A 17,207-nucleotide genomic window follows, 5' to 3' on the forward strand; every position below is an offset into this window, starting at 1 on the left:
GTTCAAAAAAGGCGGTATAGATACAAGGTGCCATCTGTTTTGAACAAGTCTAAAGTAGAGGGTTTAAGTGAGCTGTTTTAATGTCGATAATTCTTGAGAAAAATACTGAGGTCTGGGAGTAGAAGGTATCTTGAAAAAGAGGAGGGTCCATATGGGATATATACTGCCCGTCACACCTTATCAATCTATTCAATATGCAAATCGCCTTCAAAAAAATAATGCTTCTTTTTCAAATCGTATTTGGCCTATTGAGAAAAAAAGCTTTGACGAAGAGTTTGAATCGCGTTCTCACTCACTGGAATTGACGCCAAGTTCATTACAAAAGCGAAAAAAGCTTCAAGCAGCAGAGCGTGTATACAGCAAGCTAACAAATAAGGGCCTAGTGATTAATACACGTGTCTAATAGAAAAAATCGTGAACGCAGCAGAATGAATGCGCTCACGATTTTCTAACAAAGTAATGAACAAGTAAAAAACATCTTAGTAAGATTCAATAAAAAGTGTACTGCCCTCCTGCCATTCAGCATAAAGCACCTGTTTATAGTCGGTAAATCCCTGTTTTTTCAACTGTGTCTTTAACCAGTCTTCATCAAAACCTGACTGAATCAAGTTTTTCAAAAGCAAACGTCCATCACTGACGAAGGCGATAGATAAAACAGGTTCAGAAGGAGGCAGCTGTAGATCGCTTCTTGTTGGCTTAGCATAATCAGATTTTGGCAATACGCTTAGTGATCCATTTGTTTCTAAAATCGCATATTCAACTTCACGAATGGAAAATATGTCTTTTGAACGAAGCATATGAAGAAGCTGATCGATATCTAATCGATTTTTGCTAAGTTCTTTGTACGAAATTTTCCCTTTTCGAATAATAATAGATGGCCGTCCTTCTAAAAACAAACGCAGGCGAATATTTTTTTGAGTAATAACTTCGGTGACATAAATAAGCGCTCCCCAAAAGATAACAGAAAATAAAATTTTGCCTATTCCTACTTCTGAGTCATATAACGCATTTCCTACTAACTCTCCTAATACAAGAGCAGAGATAAAATCAAAAGTGGTAAGCTGAGTGATCGTCGCTCTACCTAAAAATTTAGTTAAAATAAACAAGCAGATAAATCCGATAAAGAGTTCTAATGCAATTCCGATAAGTTCATCCATATTTTCACCTAATTCACATGATTAGGTATTAGTATAAGCGAAGCAAAGGTTCTTATCCTTTAAAAAAGCAAAAACACCAGGTTCAATTCCTAGTGTTTTTTACTTAGTTTCTTTACCATCTCTACATGTGGAATTCCAGCATCCATAAATTCACCTGAAACCGTTACGTAGCCTAGCTTTTTATAAAATCCTTCCGCATGCGTTTGAGCATGCAGCTTAATCTTTTCAATCTCATGCTCTGCTGCGAGCGCTTCTAACTTATCCATCAAAAGCTTTCCTACACCGTCTTTTCGATAAGAAGAAAGAACGCAGATTCGTTCGGCTTTTCCATAGTCCTCTACCATACGGAAGCGTCCTGCCCCAATTGGTGCAGTTCCTTTGTATACAACTAAATGCAGGGCTTCGGAATCGTATTCATCGATTTCTTGCTCTACATCAACCTGCTGTTCTTCTACAAATACTTTTTGACGTACGAAGTAAGCATCAGAATGATCTTGCTTGTTCGTTAGTACTTTGATGTTCACGTATCTTATCCCTTTCCAAGACGAAATGTTTCAAACACAGTCCATGTTTCATTTTCAAGCTGGTACATTAAATGAAAGCGATCCACTGTTTCTTCATGAGCGACATCTACAAGCTTCAACTGGCTATACACGTCTAAGTGCTCATCATCTGAAAGGCGTTGACCAATAGTGATGTGCGGAATAAATGAATACTCAGTTGGCTGTTCGAGATTGCCTTCATGAAGTTTATTGTAAAGTGACGTCAGTTCTGGTTTTTGTTCCACTTTTAAGTAAATAACGTTATTGGCTGGTGAAAATGAGCTTACTTTCGTTACATTTAATGTAAATGGATTTGTTTCTTCGGCAATTTTACGCAAGTTAGCCGCAATTTCATCAATTTGGTCTTCTGTAGCTTCAAAGACTTCTTTTAATGTAAGATGAGGCGGAATTAATGAATAGTGAGAATCATAGCGCTTTCGATAAGAATTCGCTACATCTTGCAATTTTTTAGATGGAAAAAGTACAACGCCAAATTTCATAAAAAATCCCTCCAAAGTAAGATCATAAAATATGTATAAAGCGAGCTTATTATAACAAATTTTCAAAAAATATGATATCTTTCTACTTCAACATATATTGAAGCGAACGCTTTACGTCTTTTTGCCAGTATTTCCACGTATGATTTCCATTAAATTCTTCGTAGAAAACAGAATATCCACGCTGCTTCATTTGTTCGTGCAACAGGCGGTTAGGCTCAATAAAATTCAATATACCATCTTGTGTTGTTTTTACATCCGTTTCTTCAGTTCCAATAACATGATACAAATCCAGAAGTGAAGGAGAAGCAAATGAGTTGACCGTTTGTAATACAGCATCGTTCACGAAAGGAGAATGCATAATTACTTTCCCGAACGTGTGAGGATACGCAATTGCCGTCAGCAGGGAAACTGTAGCAGCAAGCGAATCACCAATTAGAACACGCGATTTTCCCATTTGATATGTAGGATATGTTTTGTCCAAAAATGGCACAAGTTCATGTGCTAAAAAGCGAATGTAAGCATCTACTTGATTTCCTTCTGGATGATACTTATCGCGTCTGTCTTCCACGCTTTTATATGGAATTCCAACAAAAATAGTACGATCGATTTCCGACTCGTTCATTAAATCATCAATTAAACGAGGTGTCCGTCCGTACATAACATAATCTTTTCCGTCTTGGGCAATAAGTAAGGAATACTTATAGAGCGTAGAATAGTTTGACGGCAAATAGACTAGTAACGTGACATCTTCTTGCAGTGCGTCACTATAAAAAGAAATTTCTTCTAACTTCCGCTTACTTTCTGACATGAATAATCGACTCCTATGCATTTGAATGAAAGCGTTACCTTTATTGTAACACATTTTCTAATAACCGTTCTTTATTTTATTGTAACGAATTTTTTAGCGAATGACGAGAAAGAGGCATGCATCATTAAAAAAGCGCTTCAGAATCGACTGAAGCGCTTTTGGTTAGTCTAATTTTTTCATTTTTTTAAACATAGCTTTTTCTGCTTGGCTGGCTTTTTCTAGCGGCTTCTTCGTATATTCCTCTTCTTTTTCATCAATCGAAACCAATTCTGTGTCATTTTTTACATAGCTTCGGATATTGCGAGCACCGAAATAGCCGTTTACATCTTCTAAAATAGGCTTGTTTTCTTTTTGATCATAAAGAGTATATGAATTCTCTTCCTTAACGATAGCGTAGTGATTCCCTGCTAGCAGAGCTACGGCTTCTTTTTCGCTTTTTCCAAAAGTAGACATGAGAAACAGAACGATTAAGACGATAAAGAAAAGGGCTGTTGCGCCAATGAAAAATAATAATAAGCCTCTGCTAAATTTACTTTGTTTTTCTTCCACAGTAGACAAACCTCCTGATTAGATAATTTCATTATAGCAAGTAAATGTAATGAGCGCCTAAAGAGATATGTGACGAGTTTATGAATTCAGGTGGATGAAACAAAAAAGGTTTTTAGCTCCTCTCATCGAATTTAATATAAAGAGAGACAACAACTTGAAAAGGAGAGAGAGACATGACAGCGAAAAAAATCCCAACGAGCAAAGAAGTAGCAAAGGCAACATTTGATTTGCTAGAAGAGCGTGGCGTAACAGTTTTGGATATTGCTGAAATTGTGTATGATTTACAGCTTCCTTATCATCCAGCTCTAACCATTCAGGAATGCGCTGAAAGCGTAGAAAGAGTACTGCAAAAGAGAGAAATTCAGCATGCGCTTCTAGTTGGAATCGAACTTGATAAGTTAGCTGAGCAAAATAAATTATCAGAACCTCTTCAAAGTATTGTAGAACAAGACGAAGGGTTGTTTGGTGTTGATGAAACGATTGCTTTAGGTGCCGTTTTAACCTATGGCAGTATCGCTGTTACGACCTTTGGCTATTTAGATAAAGTAAAAGTAGGCATTATTGAAAAGCTGGACTGTAAAAAAGAAAAAGGAGTTAATACCTTTTTAGATGATTTAGTAGCGAGCGTAGCTTCTAGTGCGGCAAGTCGTTTAGCTCACCGTCAGCGTGATGAACAAGAACAGCTGCAAGAAGGCAATCCGGCTACGTAATAAACTTCTTTTAGTATGTATATAAGCTGCGTAAATTAACACGTCGAAATGATTTAGTCTTTTATTTGAATAACGGAGACTAGGCACGTATCACCTACGTGTCTAGTCTCCGTTAACGGAACGATTTATGACTGTAGTGAAGTAGTCATAAGGTAGCTTAAGTTTTTCAGCCCAAGACTTTCATAAAAAGCACGTGCTTTCTCGTTAAATGCCCATACGGTAAGCTGGAGGTCATTTGCTCCTTTTTGTACAGCCCACTGTTTCGTAGCAGAAAAAAGACCTTTTCCTACGCCATAATTTTGAAAGCCTTTCTTAACGCCAAAATATTGGATGTACGCTGTGTAGGAAAGAGGAGCTAATGTGGTGGGAGGGTTATATTTTAATTCAACAACAGACGCCCCAATAATTTGATTTCGATATTGAGCTACAAGAATATCAATGGTTGCATAATAAAGAGTAGCTTGATATTGTTCAGGAGATAAAACAGCCATTTGATTATCAAACATAGAAGGAAGCGCATTTGCGTGGAGTTCTAGTGATTCCCCTAATATTTTATTTACTTCTGTATAATCATCTAGTTTTGCAGTGCGATAGATAATATCCATACACACTTCACCTACTTTTTAAAAGTTGTGCTTTATCATATGTAGCAACTTAGAAAATGTTAAATGAGAATTGAAACCTGAAAATTTTAAGCGAAGAACTGCACTAAACAGAGCATATATTCTATGCTCTGTTTGATGTTATAGTTGAAGAATATATAAGGGCGAAACATTAAATTCTAGTTTCAGCAATGGCATCGCGTACTTTTTCAAGTGAGTGTTTAGAGGCGTCTTTATTCGCAATCATCACATTAACGTACAAAGCATCAATGAGGCTTAGCTGTCCAATTCTCGAGGCAAGAGCTTCAGATCGATATTCTGTTTCTTCTGAACTCGTATAAAGAGAAACATCGACATTTTGGCTTAATGGAGATTTAGGAAAACCCGTAATACCGATCGTTTTGGCACCGTTCGCTTTTGCTGTATTTAAAATGTTCATCGTGTCTTTATTTGTTCCAGAATGAGAAATCACTACCGCTACATCTTGTTTCGTTAATTGAGAAGCGGACATAAGCTGGAAGTGGGAATCAATAAATGCAAACGTTTTAATTCCTGTTCGAACAAATTTATGAAAAGCGTCCATAGCCACCACTGAAGAGCCTCCCGTGCCATAAAACTGAACTTTATCCGCCTTCATAAGAAGTTTGACGGCTTTTTCAATAGCGTTGCTTTCTAGTATTTGTAATGTATTTTCAAGCGTTCGCACATTAGAACGAAAGATTTTTTCAGCAATCGTTTTTTCATTATCCGTTTCAGCAATTTCCTCGTGAATCTGCTGAATAGGCGTCATAATTTCAGCAGCCAGCGCTATTTTCATCGCTTGATAGCCCTTGAAGCCAATTCGTTTACAAAAGCGAAAGACTGTTGCATCAGCTACATTTAAATCATCTGCCACTTCGTTAATGGTACTGTGAATAATTTGTTCCGGCTGTTCTAAAATATAATTTGCTATTTTTTTCTCTTTTTCACTGAATCTAGCATAGTGAGAACGAATTTTTCCTAAGCAATTTTGCGTCATAACTGATGTTCCTTTCCACGAATTTAGTAGTAAAAAGAGTATAGCACAAAAATATGAGTGAAAAAAATTTTCTTGTAAACGATTGCAAAATGAAAAATAATTCGTATAATAGAGGTAATGTGAAATTTTTTTTCAAAGGGAGTTTGTAAAATGAAAATTGGATTAATCGGTTTAGGAAAAATGGGATATAATTTATCATTAAATTTAATGGACAACCATCATGAAGTAGTAGCTTATGATGTAAATAAAGAAGCGGTAGAAAAACTTTCAAATGAAGGAGCAGCTGGTGCCTTTACTGTTGAAGAGTTAGTCAATGAACTGCCCCCTTCACCTAAAGTTGTATGGATTATGGTTCCGGCTGGAGAAGTAACGGAAAATGTTATTACAGAACTAAAAGAACTTCTGTCAGAAGGAGATATTATAATAGATGGAGGAAACTCTAATTATAAAGAATCCGTTCGACGTGCTCATGATCTTCAGGAAAAAGGTATTTACTTCTTTGATGTAGGGACAAGCGGCGGAATGGAAGGCGCAAGAAACGGAGCGTGTACAATGATCGGCGGAGATGCGGAAGTATTCCGTACAATTGAACCGATTTTTAATGATATTTGCGTAGAAAATGGATTTATGTACGCAGGTAAAAGCGGAAGCGGTCACTTTTTAAAAATGGTTCACAATGGTGTAGAATATGGAATGATGCAATCCATTGCTGAAGGATTTGAAGTTCTGGAAAAAAGTCAGTTTGATTTCGACTATGAAGCCGTAGCGCGCGTTTGGAATAACGGATCTGTTGTTCGTTCTTGGTTAATGGAACTAACGGAAAATGCGTTTTCAAAAGATCCTAAACTAGATAGTATTAAAGGAGTCATGCAGTCTTCTGGTGAAGGGAAATGGACCGTAGAGACTGCTCTTGATCTTCAAACGGCAACTCCTGTTATTGCTTTATCGCTAATGATGCGCTATCGTTCATTAGAGGAAGATACATTTACAGGAAAAGTTGTAGCAGCACTTCGAAATGAATTCGGCGGTCACGGTGTTGTAAATAAGTAAAGTAGTAAAGTAGGGGGACAGCAGCATGAGCAAAAAATATGCAATAGGTGTAGATATCGGAACAACGAGTACAAAGTCTGTATTGTTTTCAGTAGACGGTACAGTCATTGCGAATCATGGGATTGAGTATCCATTATACTCGCCGACGCCCGCGATGGCTGAGCAAGATCCTGAAGAAATTTTTCAAGCAGTTGTACGTACAATTCAAACGGTTGTAAAAACGAGCGATGTAAAACCTGAGGATATTTTATGCGTTTCATTCAGCTCAGCTATGCACAGTGTTATTGCCGTTGATCAGCAGGGAAAACCGCTGACAAAATGTATCACGTGGGCGGATAATAGAAGTGCAGAATGGACGGAAAAAATTAAAAATGAATACAACGGTCATGAGATTTATTTACGTACGGGTACGCCTATTCATCCGATGTCGCCGCTTTCCAAGCTAACATGGCTTTCTAATGAACAGCCTGAATTAGTGAAGGGAACACATAAATTTATTTCGATTAAAGAATATGTATTCTTTAAGTTGTTTAACGAATATGTTATCGACTATTCGATTGCATCAGCAACGGGTTTGTTTAATCTGAAAAATCTTGCGTGGGATGAAGAAGCACTTAAAGTAGCAGGTGTTACAACTGATCAGTTATCCACTCCTGTTTCAACAATGCATCAGTTAAAAGGGTTAAACCCAGAACTTGCAGTTGACATGCATTTACTTCCAGATACGCCCTTTATTGTAGGTGCAAGTGACGGTGTATTATCAAATTTAGGCGTAAATGCAATTGAACCAGGCGTTGTTGCTGTGACAATCGGGACAAGTGGAGCTATTCGAGCAGTGACTGACAAGCCAGTAGTCGATCCTAAAGGTCGTATTTTCTGTTATGCGTTAACAGAAGACCACTGGGTAATTGGCGGCCCTGTAAATAACGGAGGCATGATTTTCAGATGGGCTCGCGATCAGTTTGGAGCGTCCGAAATAGAAACAGCTAAACGCCTTGGAAAAGATCCGTATGAAGTATTAACGGATATTGCGGCTTTAGTGAAACCAGGAGCAGACGGCTTATTGTTTCATCCATACCTTTCAGGAGAGCGTGCGCCGCTTTGGGATGCAAATGCTAAAGGCTCATTTTTTGGCCTAGGTTTGCATCATAAAAAAGAACATATGATTCGTGCCGTACTAGAAGGCGTTATTTTTAACTTATATACGGTGTTATTGGCACTTGAAGAGTTAATTGGAGAGCCTACAAAAATCCAGGCAACAGGCGGATTTGCACGTTCTGCACTTTGGCGTCAAATGATGGCAGATATTTTTAACCAAGAAGTGTCCGTGCCGGAAAGTTTTGAAAGTTCATGTCTAGGAGCAGTTATCCTTGGCTTATATAGCCTTGGCGAAGTTGACTCATTAAACGTTGTTTCTGATATGGTTGGAGCGACTAATCATCATTATCCAATCAAAGAAAACAGTGAAGTATATAAAGAGTTAACGGCTATCTATATTCGTTTGGCTCGCTTATTTAAAGAAGAATACGAAAGCATTACGGCTTTTCAAAAAAAATACGTACATTAAGTTCAAAGATCATCGCTTGAAGCTTTCAGGCGATGATTTTTTGTGTGTTAGGTTATCTAACAACCAAAAGAGTTGACACTACACAATATATAAAAGTTCCCTCAAATAATGTTACAATTTGTCCAGTGTATCCCCGTTTCTCATTAAATATAATAAGGGATAACGTTAGTATTTATCACATACTAGAAGGAATCGTCACAAACGCCTTTATATTTCAGAAAATTCAAACAAAATTTGTTTTTTGGAATGAACTTATTTTATGAAAAGGGGTTTTATGGATGAAAACACAAATCGAGCAAGATGGAATTGTGACGCTCACAGATGAGACGCACAATCAGCTGAGCGGCAGTGACCTTTGGAATGAGGATTTACGTCCGACTACGATGAAAGAGCATTCTTGGAAAGGAGTTAACTTTGCCACGCTTTGGATTGGGATGTGTCTGTGTATTCCAGCTTACACAATGGCGAGCGGAATGATGACGCTTGGAATGAACTGGTGGCAAGCAATTGGTACAATCTTTTTAGGAAATGTTATTGTTCTTATTCCTATTTTGCTTAATTCTCACGCTGGAACCAAGTTTGGCATTCCTTATCCAGTATTTGCACGCCTGTGGTTTGGAGATAAAGGAGCACATATCCCAGCACTGGCTAGGGCCATTGTGGCTGCTGGGTGGTTTGGAATTAATACATGGATTGGAACGGAAGCAATTGATACACTGCTAAGCGCTTCGTTTTCGTCTTGGAATGGTTTAGCTGGTCATACAGCCATTGTATTTGCTCTCTTTTGGCTTTTAAATGTAGGAGTGGCATATAAAGGACCGCAAGCGATTAAAGTATTAGGAGCGATTGCTGCTCCGGTTATTGGTATTTCAGCTATTATTCTTTTTATATGGGCTTATACAAACTCGGGAGGGTGGGGCCCCATTTTATCTACGCCTTCTAAATTTACATCAACCGGAGAATTTCTAGCTGTATTTTTCCCTGCTTTAACCGGAGTCATTGCATTTTGGGCGACGCTCGCTTTGAACATTCCTGATTTTTGTCGATATGCTAGAAGTCAGAAATCTCAAATGGTTGCGCAAACCTTCTCTTTGCCATTGACGATGAGTATTTTTTCATTTATTGGAATTGCTGTTACCTCAGCAACAATTGTTATATTTGGAGAAGCTATTTGGGATCCAGTGGCGTTAGTAGCTAAATTCCCTCCGTTTATCATTTTCTTAGGAACAATCGTTATCGTGCTTTCTTCTTTAACGATTAATGTGGGAGCAAATATTGTCGCGCCAGCCCGTGCAATTGAGAATCTGAATCCAAAGAAAATCACGTTTGCGATGGGGGCGCTAGTGACCGGTATTTTTGCTATTTTACTTCAGCCATGGTACATTATGTCTAATTTCGGGAACTATATCTTCGGCTGGCTTGGAACATACGGAGCGCTGCTTGGTCCTATAGACGGCATCGCCATTGCTGACTACTGGCTTGTAAGAAGGAGACAAATGGCATTAAAGGATTTATATGAGGTAAACGGTCGCTACAGTTATTCAACAGGTTTTAATAAAAATGGTATTTATGCATTAGTAATTGGCGTGGCCATACCCGTTTTAGGCTTACTGATTCCCGGACTGCGCTTTTTATGGGATAATGCCTGGACATTTGGTCTATTCATTTCTATCATTGCTTATACGTATCTCATGAGAGGAGATAAAAGTGTATTAGCGCCGGGGGAATATGAAGAAATAACGTTAAAAACAAGCGAAAAACCGATTATCGACAGTCAAACGGCTGATCCAACCATCACCAAATAAATAAGGTGAATCCAATCATTAACATGATTGGATTTTTTTATGTGTTAAAACTGTATGGAAGAAAATTGATAAAATTTTTTTGAGTTTTTTTATTGATTTAAGAATTTTTTTTTCATATAATTTAAGTAATAAAAAAATGAAATCGTTTTCTAAATTAATTAATGTAAACGATTTCGATAATTGGAACTTATTTTTAAAAAATTCACAGGGTGTAGAGCTTTTTTGCTACATAGAGAAAGCGTTTACTTAAAGGGAAGGTGGAAAGCAAGATGGATGCATACTTATTAGCTATTACAGTTGCCGCAATTGTTATTGTTATTGTAGGTGTTTCAGTTTTTAAATGGCATGCGTTTATTAGTTTAACGGTTGCGAGTTTGTTTTTGGCAATTGCTTCTGGGTTATCAATGGATAAAATTGTTGCCGCTTACGAAACGGGAGTGGGCGGTGTTTTAGGCCACTTAGTAGGAATTTTAGCGCTGGGAACAATTTTAGGTAAGCTGATGGCCGATTCAGGTGCTGGCATGCAGGTAGCGGATTATTTCGTAAGAATATTCGGTGTGAAAAGACTGCCATGGGCGATGCTAGTAGCAGGTTTCATTATTGGTATTCCTGTTTTCTTTGAAGTAGGAATTTTAATTCTACTGCCTTTAGTTATTTCCATTCATAAAACAACAAAACAAAATATATTATTGATTGCTCTGCCGGTTATTGCAGGATTATCAATTGTTCACGGTCTCGTTCCTCCTCATCCAGGAGCGATGGCAGCTATTAGTATTTACGGAGCAAATACGGGGAAAGTGCTTTTATACGCATTAATCATTTCAATTCCAGCTGCAGTTATCGCTGGACCAGTTTTTGCAAAATGGGTTCACAAACGAGTGATTCCAGAAGGAGAACCTGATCTAATTCGTATTACGACAACATCAAAAGATCTTCCTGGTACAGGCGTTTCATTCTTTGTCATTTTACTGCCCGTTCTATTAATGGTCTTAGCAGCTATAGCACCTGTTATTAGCGGATTGCCAAGCGGCGTAGTGAAGTTTGTAGAATTAATAGGAAGTCCATTAATTGCACTTTTAATTGCTTGTTTTGCAGCGTTTTACCTGCTTGGAAAACGTCAAGGTATGACAAAAGATGTGATTAAAAAACTAACGGAAGAATGTTTGCTTCCTGTAGGATCTATTGTCTTAATTATTGGTGCAGGCGGTGGCTTCAAACAAGTATTAATCGATAGCGGAGTAGGTACAACGATTGGTCAAATGTCTGAACATCTATCTCTATCACCACTTGTACTTGCATTTTTAATTGCTGGATTAATCCGTATTGCTACAGGTTCAGCAACAGTTGCATTAACAACAGCGGCTGGTATTGTCTCACCAATCATTGAGCACATGTCCGGTGTTAACTTAGAACTGCTTGTTATCGTTACGGGTGCGGGTTCACTAATGTTCTCTCACGTTAATGATGCTGGCTTCTGGATGGTGAAGGAGTACTTAGGGTTAACAGTAAAAGAAACGTTCAAAACATGGACCGTTCTGGAAACGCTTCTATCCTTTATTGCTTTTGCAGGAGCACTTATTCTAAATGCATTAATTTAAAAATAAGACTCTTTTACTCTATGTAAAAGAGTCTTATTTTTTATGAAAGAAAAGAATTTACTAGAAAATAATCAAAATATTTTATTTATTCGTTAAATTATGGCAAAATAGAAATAGAAGAATAATAGCTTCTAAGAAGGGAATGACAGAGAGTGAGTAATCAACTAGTATTTTTCACAAACTTTTCAGAAGGAAAATTAGATTCAGAAGTTTCTTGGTATTGTCCACCAGCTCAATTTCAAATTGATACAGAAACGAATCGATTAGTGATTAAAACAGACGCTAAAACAGATTTTTGGCAGCGTACTCATTATGGCTTTGAAGCGGACAATGGACACTTTCTTTACCGTGAAGTAGAAGGCGACTTTGAAATCATGACAAAGGTGCATACATATCCAGTTAATCGCTACGATCAAGCAGGTCTCATGATTCGTGTATCAAAAGATACGTGGATCAAAACGTCAGTTGAATACAATCCCGATGGTCCTAACCAATTAGGAGCAGTCGTAACCAACCAGGGCTTCTCAGATTGGTCCAGCCAAAATTTTACTCAAAACAAATCAGCGCTTTACTTTAAAATCCAGCGCAAAAACGATGATTACACCGTGTGTTATTCAAGTGATGGAGATTCTTGGACTCAGCTCCGACTCACTCACTTATTGCACTCAACCAAAGAACCTGTTCAAGTTGGCATTTATGCTTGTAGTCCTCAAGGAGAAGGATATGAAGCCCAATTTGATTTTATAAAAGTAGAAAAAATGTAAATAAAAAACACGATTTAGCCACAGCTAAATCGTGTTTTTTTATTTAGAAAGTACATTATCTAAAGGCTGTGTCGCAGAAGCGTATGTCGGTTGATTGTGTAAAGCAATCTTTTGCTTGAAATAGCTGATGACAAACCCTGTAATCGCAATGGACATAACCGAGAAAATTCCTTTTGAAAGTCCAATTGAATACATGCTCGACAGCACGACAAGGAAATCAAATGAAAAATTCACTTTTCCAGGGTCCCAACCGAATTTTCGCTGCGCGAATAATGCGAGAATATTAGCACCGCCGAGAGAAGCTCCGTTCATAAATAAAATGGATAAGCCAAGGCCGGCAATTAGTCCGCCCGTAACAGCACCCATCAGGCTGGGAAGTGTAAAAGAAGGAAGCAAGTGATCGAGTGAAGTGAGAAGTGATAGCAAAGACACTGACCCTATAGTTGTGGCGGTAAATTTCCATCCCATTTGAAAGAAGGAAAAGAGATAAAAAGGAATATTAATTAGAAAAAAGATCACCGCAAACGATAAGGGAAGGGCATATGACAAGCTAAGAGACAGACCAGCTGTTCCCCCCGTCACTACGTGAGAGTGCCGCAAGATAAGAACACCAATACTTGCAATCGTACATCCAAGAATAATCCATAAAACTTTTCGCATAAATAAACCCCTTTGTTTGTTTTTTCGGAATTTTCATTTTCAATCATCTACTTTAATGATAGGATATTAAATAAAGAAAACACATGTATAAATGAAGGAAATAATACTTGTTCTGTTATCAACTTGAATAAAGATTTTATTTATTATATTCATTTTGAAAGGAAAGGTTTGTATGGATCAAATCGATGCACAATTATTGTCTATTTTGCAAAGGGACGGGCGTATGACGATTAGTGATTTATCAAAAAAGCTGGCTCTTAGCCGTCCAAGCGTATCAGAAAGGCTGCAGCGTCTTCAGGAACGAGGAGTGATCCAGCGTTTCAGCGCTACGGTGTCTCCGAAAGCTTTAGGAAGAGATACACAGCTGTTTATTCAAGTAAGCGAATTAAAAAGAAAACCAGAGGAATTTGAAGACTTTATTGAGCAAAATGAAGATGTACTTGAATGTCATCGCGTAACGGGGCCGGTTTCTTATTTTATCAAAGCAGCCGTGTCTGGAATGGATGGACTTAGAATGCTAGTGGATGAACTGATTCCTTATGGAAATGTGAATACCTCAATTATTTTAAAGTCGCCTGTAGAAAACAGGATGATTACTCCTGTGCAAAAACCGACCCCATAAGAGGCCGGTTTTTCGTGTAAGGACATATTAATAAAATCCTTTAATAATATAAAAATGATTTTGTAAAATATCAGGTATTTCTTCTTCTGAAACGTTCCTTTTCGTCTTTTTTTCGCCATCTGTGACAGTTAGCGTTTCACCAGAGAGGGTAATGCGCCCTGTAGGTGTTGCAATCGTAACAAGACGTTTGTGTACAAACGGAGAATCGGCTGACGTTTGATTGAACTCACACATGGGAGTAAAGTCAGTCAGTTTCTTAGGAAGCGTAGACACACGGTACAACGTTTTCCATACATCATCTTCCCATCGCTGCAAATCATACGTATGTTCAGCAACGTTTGTCATACGATAAGAGCCGCTTACATCTTTCACTACTTCGCCATTTAGAGGCATTGGTTTGCGAACAGAATCCCCAAATCCAACGTCTACGATGTAAGACTGATTTTCAATCGTCACCAGGTTTGTAGCGTGACTTCCTTCAATGGTCCACGTGCCGTCGGGTTTTTTGACGGTAGCTGAAACGTAAGAGACTTTATATCCGCTTTCTTTTAACAGCCAGCCAAATAGACCGTTTAATTCGTAGCAGAATCCTCCACGCAAATTTACAATTACTTTTTGAAAAATTCGTTCTAAATCAATTATAATAGGGGTTTGAGACAGAACATCTAAGTTCTCAAAAGGAACATGAAGCATGTGTTTGTTCTGTAAAGCAGCTAAGCTTTCATACGTTGGGCTATCCGGTTTCTTAGCTAAAAACCGACTAAAATAATAATTAATATTCATCAAATGCACCTCTTAGTAAATCATTTCTCTCTGTCTTTAGCAGAACGTTCATGTAACAGCGCTTTTTCGATTGTCTCTTTGGAAGCGAATCCTTGAAGTACACGGCTGCCAATTTTTAAAGTTGGTACTTTCGTTACATGAGCATCTTCATACGCATGAACTAAGCTATCTTTATGAACTTGTTCGAACGTCCGGTCTTTTAAGATACGTGTAAATATTTCTTTATCTAAATGCAAGGAATCAGCGATTTCTGCTAAGACTTCAATCTGGCTAATATCTTTTTCATCTTCCCAATAAGCTTTAAAAACAGCATCTACATAGGCACTTTCTTGACCATGTTTTTTAGCAAAATGAAAGCCTTCATGCGCTAAATGAGTGCGCGGGACTGAGGACATGTCCGGCATATTTATTTCTATGTGTAGCTGTTGTGCTAAGGGAGCTATCGATTGATTCCAAGGTCTCTCTAAAAAATCTTCTATTTGCTCCATCTGCTGGGCTGGCTCAGGACAAAGTTCAAAAGGCTTCCATTTAATCTCAGCTTTTTGTTCTTTAATGACTTCTCTTAAAGGCTTAGTGGCTAGAAAACATAGTGGACAGACAAAATCAAAATAAAATTCAATATGCGCTTTCATACCGTCACGCTCCTTTATGGCATGTTCTTATTTTATCAAAACTAAAGACGATCCTTCCAACTTGGGAACTGTGGAAAAATAGTTGACAAAATTGGATAACTCTTTCTATAATATAGTCAATACATATCACGAGCGATTAGTTCAGTGGGAGAATACATCCTTGACAGGGATGGGGTCGGGGGTTCGAATCCCTCATCGCTCATACCAAAGCCGTTTTCTTATTAATAAGAGAGCGGCTTTTCTCTTTCGTTTGACAAACCAATGCTATATTAAATCTTGAGCGCGTATAGAAGAATTAAAGTATAATGAAACATAGTGCATCAGGTCATGATAAAGATAATCACTAATTTAAAATAAATGAGGGTACAAAATGAATCAAAGAAGTTTTAGTCAATATGGTCTTAGTGACAAGGTAGCTAAGGCGCTTTCTAGCCTGCAATACAACCATCCTACGGAAGTACAGAGCAAGGTGCTTCCCATTGCGCTAGAAGAAAGAGATGTTGTCGTGAAGTCTCAAACAGGAAGTGGAAAAACGGCTTCCTTTGGCATTCCACTGTGTGAATTAGTTAACTGGGAAGAAAATAAGCCCCAAGCCTTAGTGTTAACACCTACACGAGAGCTGGCTGCGCAGGTAAAAGAAGACATTACAAATATCGGCCGTTTTAAGCGAATTAAAGCAGCAGCTGTCTACGGAAAATCACCATTTGCCAAGCAAAAAGTAGAATTAAAGCAAAAAACACATATTGTTGTAGGTACGCCTGGACGAGTGCTTGATCATATAGAAAAAGAAACGCTTGCATTAGAGAAAATTCGTTATTTGGTTATTGATGAAGCAGATGAAATGCTAAATATGGGTTTTATTGACCAAGTGGAAGCAATTATTCAACATCTTCCTAGTGAGCGTGTAACGATGCTTTTCTCCGCTACGCTTCCTGAAGATATTGAAGAGCTTTCTCGCAAATATATGAAGAAGCCGGTGGATATTGAAATCAAAGCGAATGGATTGACGACAAGCACGATTGACCATTCTGTTATATCAGTAGAAAATGAACGTAAATTTGAACTGCTGAAAGACGTAACCACAGTAGAAAACCCGGACAGCTGCATCATTTTTTGCCGCACGCAAGAGCAGGTAAATACGCTGTTAGATGATTTAGATGATCTTGGGTATCCTTGTGATAAAATTCACGGGGCAATGGTGCAAGAAGACCGTTTTGAGGTTATGAATGATTTCAAAAAAGGTAAATTCCGCTATTTAGTGGCGACAGATGTAGCTGCGAGAGGCATTGATATTGATAATATCACACATGTTATTAACTACGACCTTCCGTTAGAAAAAGAAAGCTACGTTCACCGTACAGGAAGAACGGGACGTGCCGGTAAAAAAGGAAAAGCTATCACATTTGTAACGCCTTATGAAGAGAGAATGCTATCGGAAATTGAAGAATATATTGGTTTTTCGATTCCCGCATCTACTCCTCCTTCTAAAGAAGAAGTACAGCAGGCAGCATCCGCTTTTAACGAAAAAATCAATGAGCGTCCAGAAGTTAAAAAAGATAAAAGCGAGTCATTAAATAAAGACATTATGAAGCTGTATTTTAACGGAGGAAAGAAAAAGAAAATTCGAGCAGTCGATTTTGTAGGAACAATTGCGAAATTAGACGGAGTAACCGCAGACGATATTGGAATTATTACAATCCAAGAAAATGTCTCGTATGTAGAGATTCTGAATGGAAAAGGTCCCAAAGTGTTACAAGCAATGAAGAACAAAACAATTAAAGGAAAGAAATTAAAAGTTCATAAAGCGATTAAATAGCAGAAGGAAGTCCATCTTTTTAAA

At 37.9% G+C, this 17,207-nt stretch carries 19 protein-coding genes and 1 tRNA gene; 10 read left to right on the plus strand and 10 right to left on the minus strand.

What is annotated here, in order from left to right:
• The first annotated feature begins 151 nt into the window (after positions 1-151).
• A complete protein-coding gene (locus LIS78_RS03825; protein ID WP_209150987.1) occupies positions 152-403 on the plus strand; it encodes a hypothetical protein in 252 nt (83 codons plus the stop codon).
• A gap of 76 nt (positions 404-479) precedes the next feature.
• On the opposite strand, the gene LIS78_RS03830 is transcribed toward LIS78_RS03825, so the two are convergent.
• The 5 genes from LIS78_RS03830 to LIS78_RS03850 form a co-directional block, all read right to left on the minus strand.
• Positions 480-1,157: a DUF421 domain-containing protein gene (locus tag LIS78_RS03830; RefSeq protein ID WP_252284659.1), complete on the minus strand. Its 678-nt coding sequence runs from the start codon at positions 1,155-1,157 to the stop codon at positions 480-482.
• Between the two features lie 89 nt (positions 1,158-1,246).
• The gene (locus LIS78_RS03835; protein ID WP_209150989.1) at positions 1,247-1,681 is read right to left on the minus strand and encodes a GNAT family N-acetyltransferase; all 435 of its coding nucleotides are present in this window, start codon (positions 1,679-1,681) and stop codon (positions 1,247-1,249) included.
• A gap of 5 nt (positions 1,682-1,686) precedes the next feature.
• A complete protein-coding gene (locus tag LIS78_RS03840) occupies positions 1,687-2,199 on the minus strand; it encodes a YjcG family protein (RefSeq protein WP_013055455.1) in 513 nt (170 codons plus the stop codon).
• A gap of 82 nt (positions 2,200-2,281) precedes the next feature.
• Positions 2,282-3,007 (minus strand): alpha/beta hydrolase, encoded by a 726-nt coding sequence (locus LIS78_RS03845; protein ID WP_028407496.1) that lies wholly within the window; start codon positions 3,005-3,007, stop codon positions 2,282-2,284.
• Positions 3,008-3,169: 162 nt separating this feature from the next.
• Complete coding sequence (locus LIS78_RS03850; RefSeq protein ID WP_029324785.1) at positions 3,170-3,556, minus strand: hypothetical protein; 387 nt, start codon at positions 3,554-3,556, stop codon at positions 3,170-3,172.
• A gap of 173 nt (positions 3,557-3,729) precedes the next feature.
• On the opposite strand from LIS78_RS03850, the gene LIS78_RS03855 reads away from it, so the two are divergent.
• Positions 3,730-4,266 carry a phosphatidylglycerophosphatase A family protein gene (locus tag LIS78_RS03855; RefSeq protein ID WP_013055458.1) on the plus strand — a complete coding sequence of 179 codons (537 nt, stop codon included), beginning with the start codon at positions 3,730-3,732 and terminating at the stop codon, positions 4,264-4,266.
• Between the two features lie 125 nt (positions 4,267-4,391).
• On the opposite strand, the gene LIS78_RS03860 is transcribed toward LIS78_RS03855, so the two are convergent.
• A complete protein-coding gene (locus LIS78_RS03860; protein ID WP_195781172.1) occupies positions 4,392-4,871 on the minus strand; it encodes a GNAT family N-acetyltransferase in 480 nt (159 codons plus the stop codon).
• Positions 4,872-5,040: 169 nt separating this feature from the next.
• The gene (locus LIS78_RS03865; protein ID WP_013055460.1) at positions 5,041-5,886 is read right to left on the minus strand and encodes a MurR/RpiR family transcriptional regulator; all 846 of its coding nucleotides are present in this window, start codon (positions 5,884-5,886) and stop codon (positions 5,041-5,043) included.
• A 150-nt stretch (positions 5,887-6,036) separates the two neighbouring features.
• On the opposite strand from LIS78_RS03865, the gene gnd reads away from it, so the two are divergent.
• The 5 genes from gnd to LIS78_RS03890 all read left to right on the plus strand — a co-directional run bounded on the left by gnd (position 6,037) and on the right by LIS78_RS03890 (position 12,670).
• Positions 6,037-6,936 (plus strand): phosphogluconate dehydrogenase (NAD(+)-dependent, decarboxylating), encoded by a 900-nt coding sequence (gene gnd / locus LIS78_RS03870; protein WP_195781171.1) that lies wholly within the window; start codon positions 6,037-6,039, stop codon positions 6,934-6,936.
• Between the two features lie 25 nt (positions 6,937-6,961).
• On the plus strand, positions 6,962-8,503 hold the full coding sequence (gene gntK / locus LIS78_RS03875) for a gluconokinase (RefSeq protein WP_209150991.1): 1,542 nt from the start codon (positions 6,962-6,964) through the stop codon (positions 8,501-8,503).
• Between the two features lie 278 nt (positions 8,504-8,781).
• The gene (locus LIS78_RS03880) at positions 8,782-10,308 is read left to right on the plus strand and encodes an NCS1 family nucleobase:cation symporter-1 (protein WP_028412331.1); all 1,527 of its coding nucleotides are present in this window, start codon (positions 8,782-8,784) and stop codon (positions 10,306-10,308) included.
• Positions 10,309-10,577: 269 nt separating this feature from the next.
• Positions 10,578-11,906 (plus strand): GntT/GntP/DsdX family permease, encoded by a 1,329-nt coding sequence (locus LIS78_RS03885; protein ID WP_195781170.1) that lies wholly within the window; start codon positions 10,578-10,580, stop codon positions 11,904-11,906.
• 152 nt (positions 11,907-12,058) lie between these two features.
• Positions 12,059-12,670: a DUF1349 domain-containing protein gene (locus LIS78_RS03890; protein WP_209150992.1), complete on the plus strand. Its 612-nt coding sequence runs from the start codon at positions 12,059-12,061 to the stop codon at positions 12,668-12,670.
• A 39-nt stretch (positions 12,671-12,709) separates the two neighbouring features.
• On the opposite strand, the gene LIS78_RS03895 is transcribed toward LIS78_RS03890, so the two are convergent.
• A complete protein-coding gene (locus LIS78_RS03895) occupies positions 12,710-13,330 on the minus strand; it encodes a YitT family protein (protein WP_209150993.1) in 621 nt (206 codons plus the stop codon).
• Positions 13,331-13,502: 172 nt separating this feature from the next.
• Between LIS78_RS03895 and LIS78_RS03900 the strand changes: the two genes are divergently transcribed.
• Complete coding sequence (locus LIS78_RS03900) at positions 13,503-13,952, plus strand: Lrp/AsnC family transcriptional regulator (RefSeq protein ID WP_195781167.1); 450 nt, start codon at positions 13,503-13,505, stop codon at positions 13,950-13,952.
• Positions 13,953-13,979: 27 nt separating this feature from the next.
• Here LIS78_RS03900 and LIS78_RS03905 read toward each other — a convergent pair whose 3' ends face one another.
• Positions 13,980-14,735, minus strand: coding sequence for an arylamine N-acetyltransferase family protein (locus LIS78_RS03905; protein WP_195781166.1), 756 nt, complete (start codon positions 14,733-14,735; stop codon positions 13,980-13,982).
• Between the two features lie 20 nt (positions 14,736-14,755).
• The gene (locus LIS78_RS03910) at positions 14,756-15,367 is read right to left on the minus strand and encodes a DsbA family oxidoreductase (RefSeq protein ID WP_209150994.1); all 612 of its coding nucleotides are present in this window, start codon (positions 15,365-15,367) and stop codon (positions 14,756-14,758) included.
• Positions 15,368-15,497: 130 nt separating this feature from the next.
• On the opposite strand from LIS78_RS03910, the gene LIS78_RS03915 reads away from it, so the two are divergent.
• Both LIS78_RS03915 and LIS78_RS03920 read left to right on the plus strand, forming a co-directional pair.
• Positions 15,498-15,569, plus strand: a tRNA-Val gene (locus LIS78_RS03915).
• A 168-nt stretch (positions 15,570-15,737) separates the two neighbouring features.
• Complete coding sequence (locus LIS78_RS03920) at positions 15,738-17,183, plus strand: DEAD/DEAH box helicase (RefSeq protein WP_209150995.1); 1,446 nt, start codon at positions 15,738-15,740, stop codon at positions 17,181-17,183.
• Positions 17,184-17,207 lie beyond the last annotated feature (24 nt).

The sequence above is a fragment of the Priestia megaterium genome (assembly GCF_023824195.1).
Lineage (GTDB): Bacteria > Bacillota > Bacilli > Bacillales > Bacillaceae_H > Priestia > Priestia megaterium_D.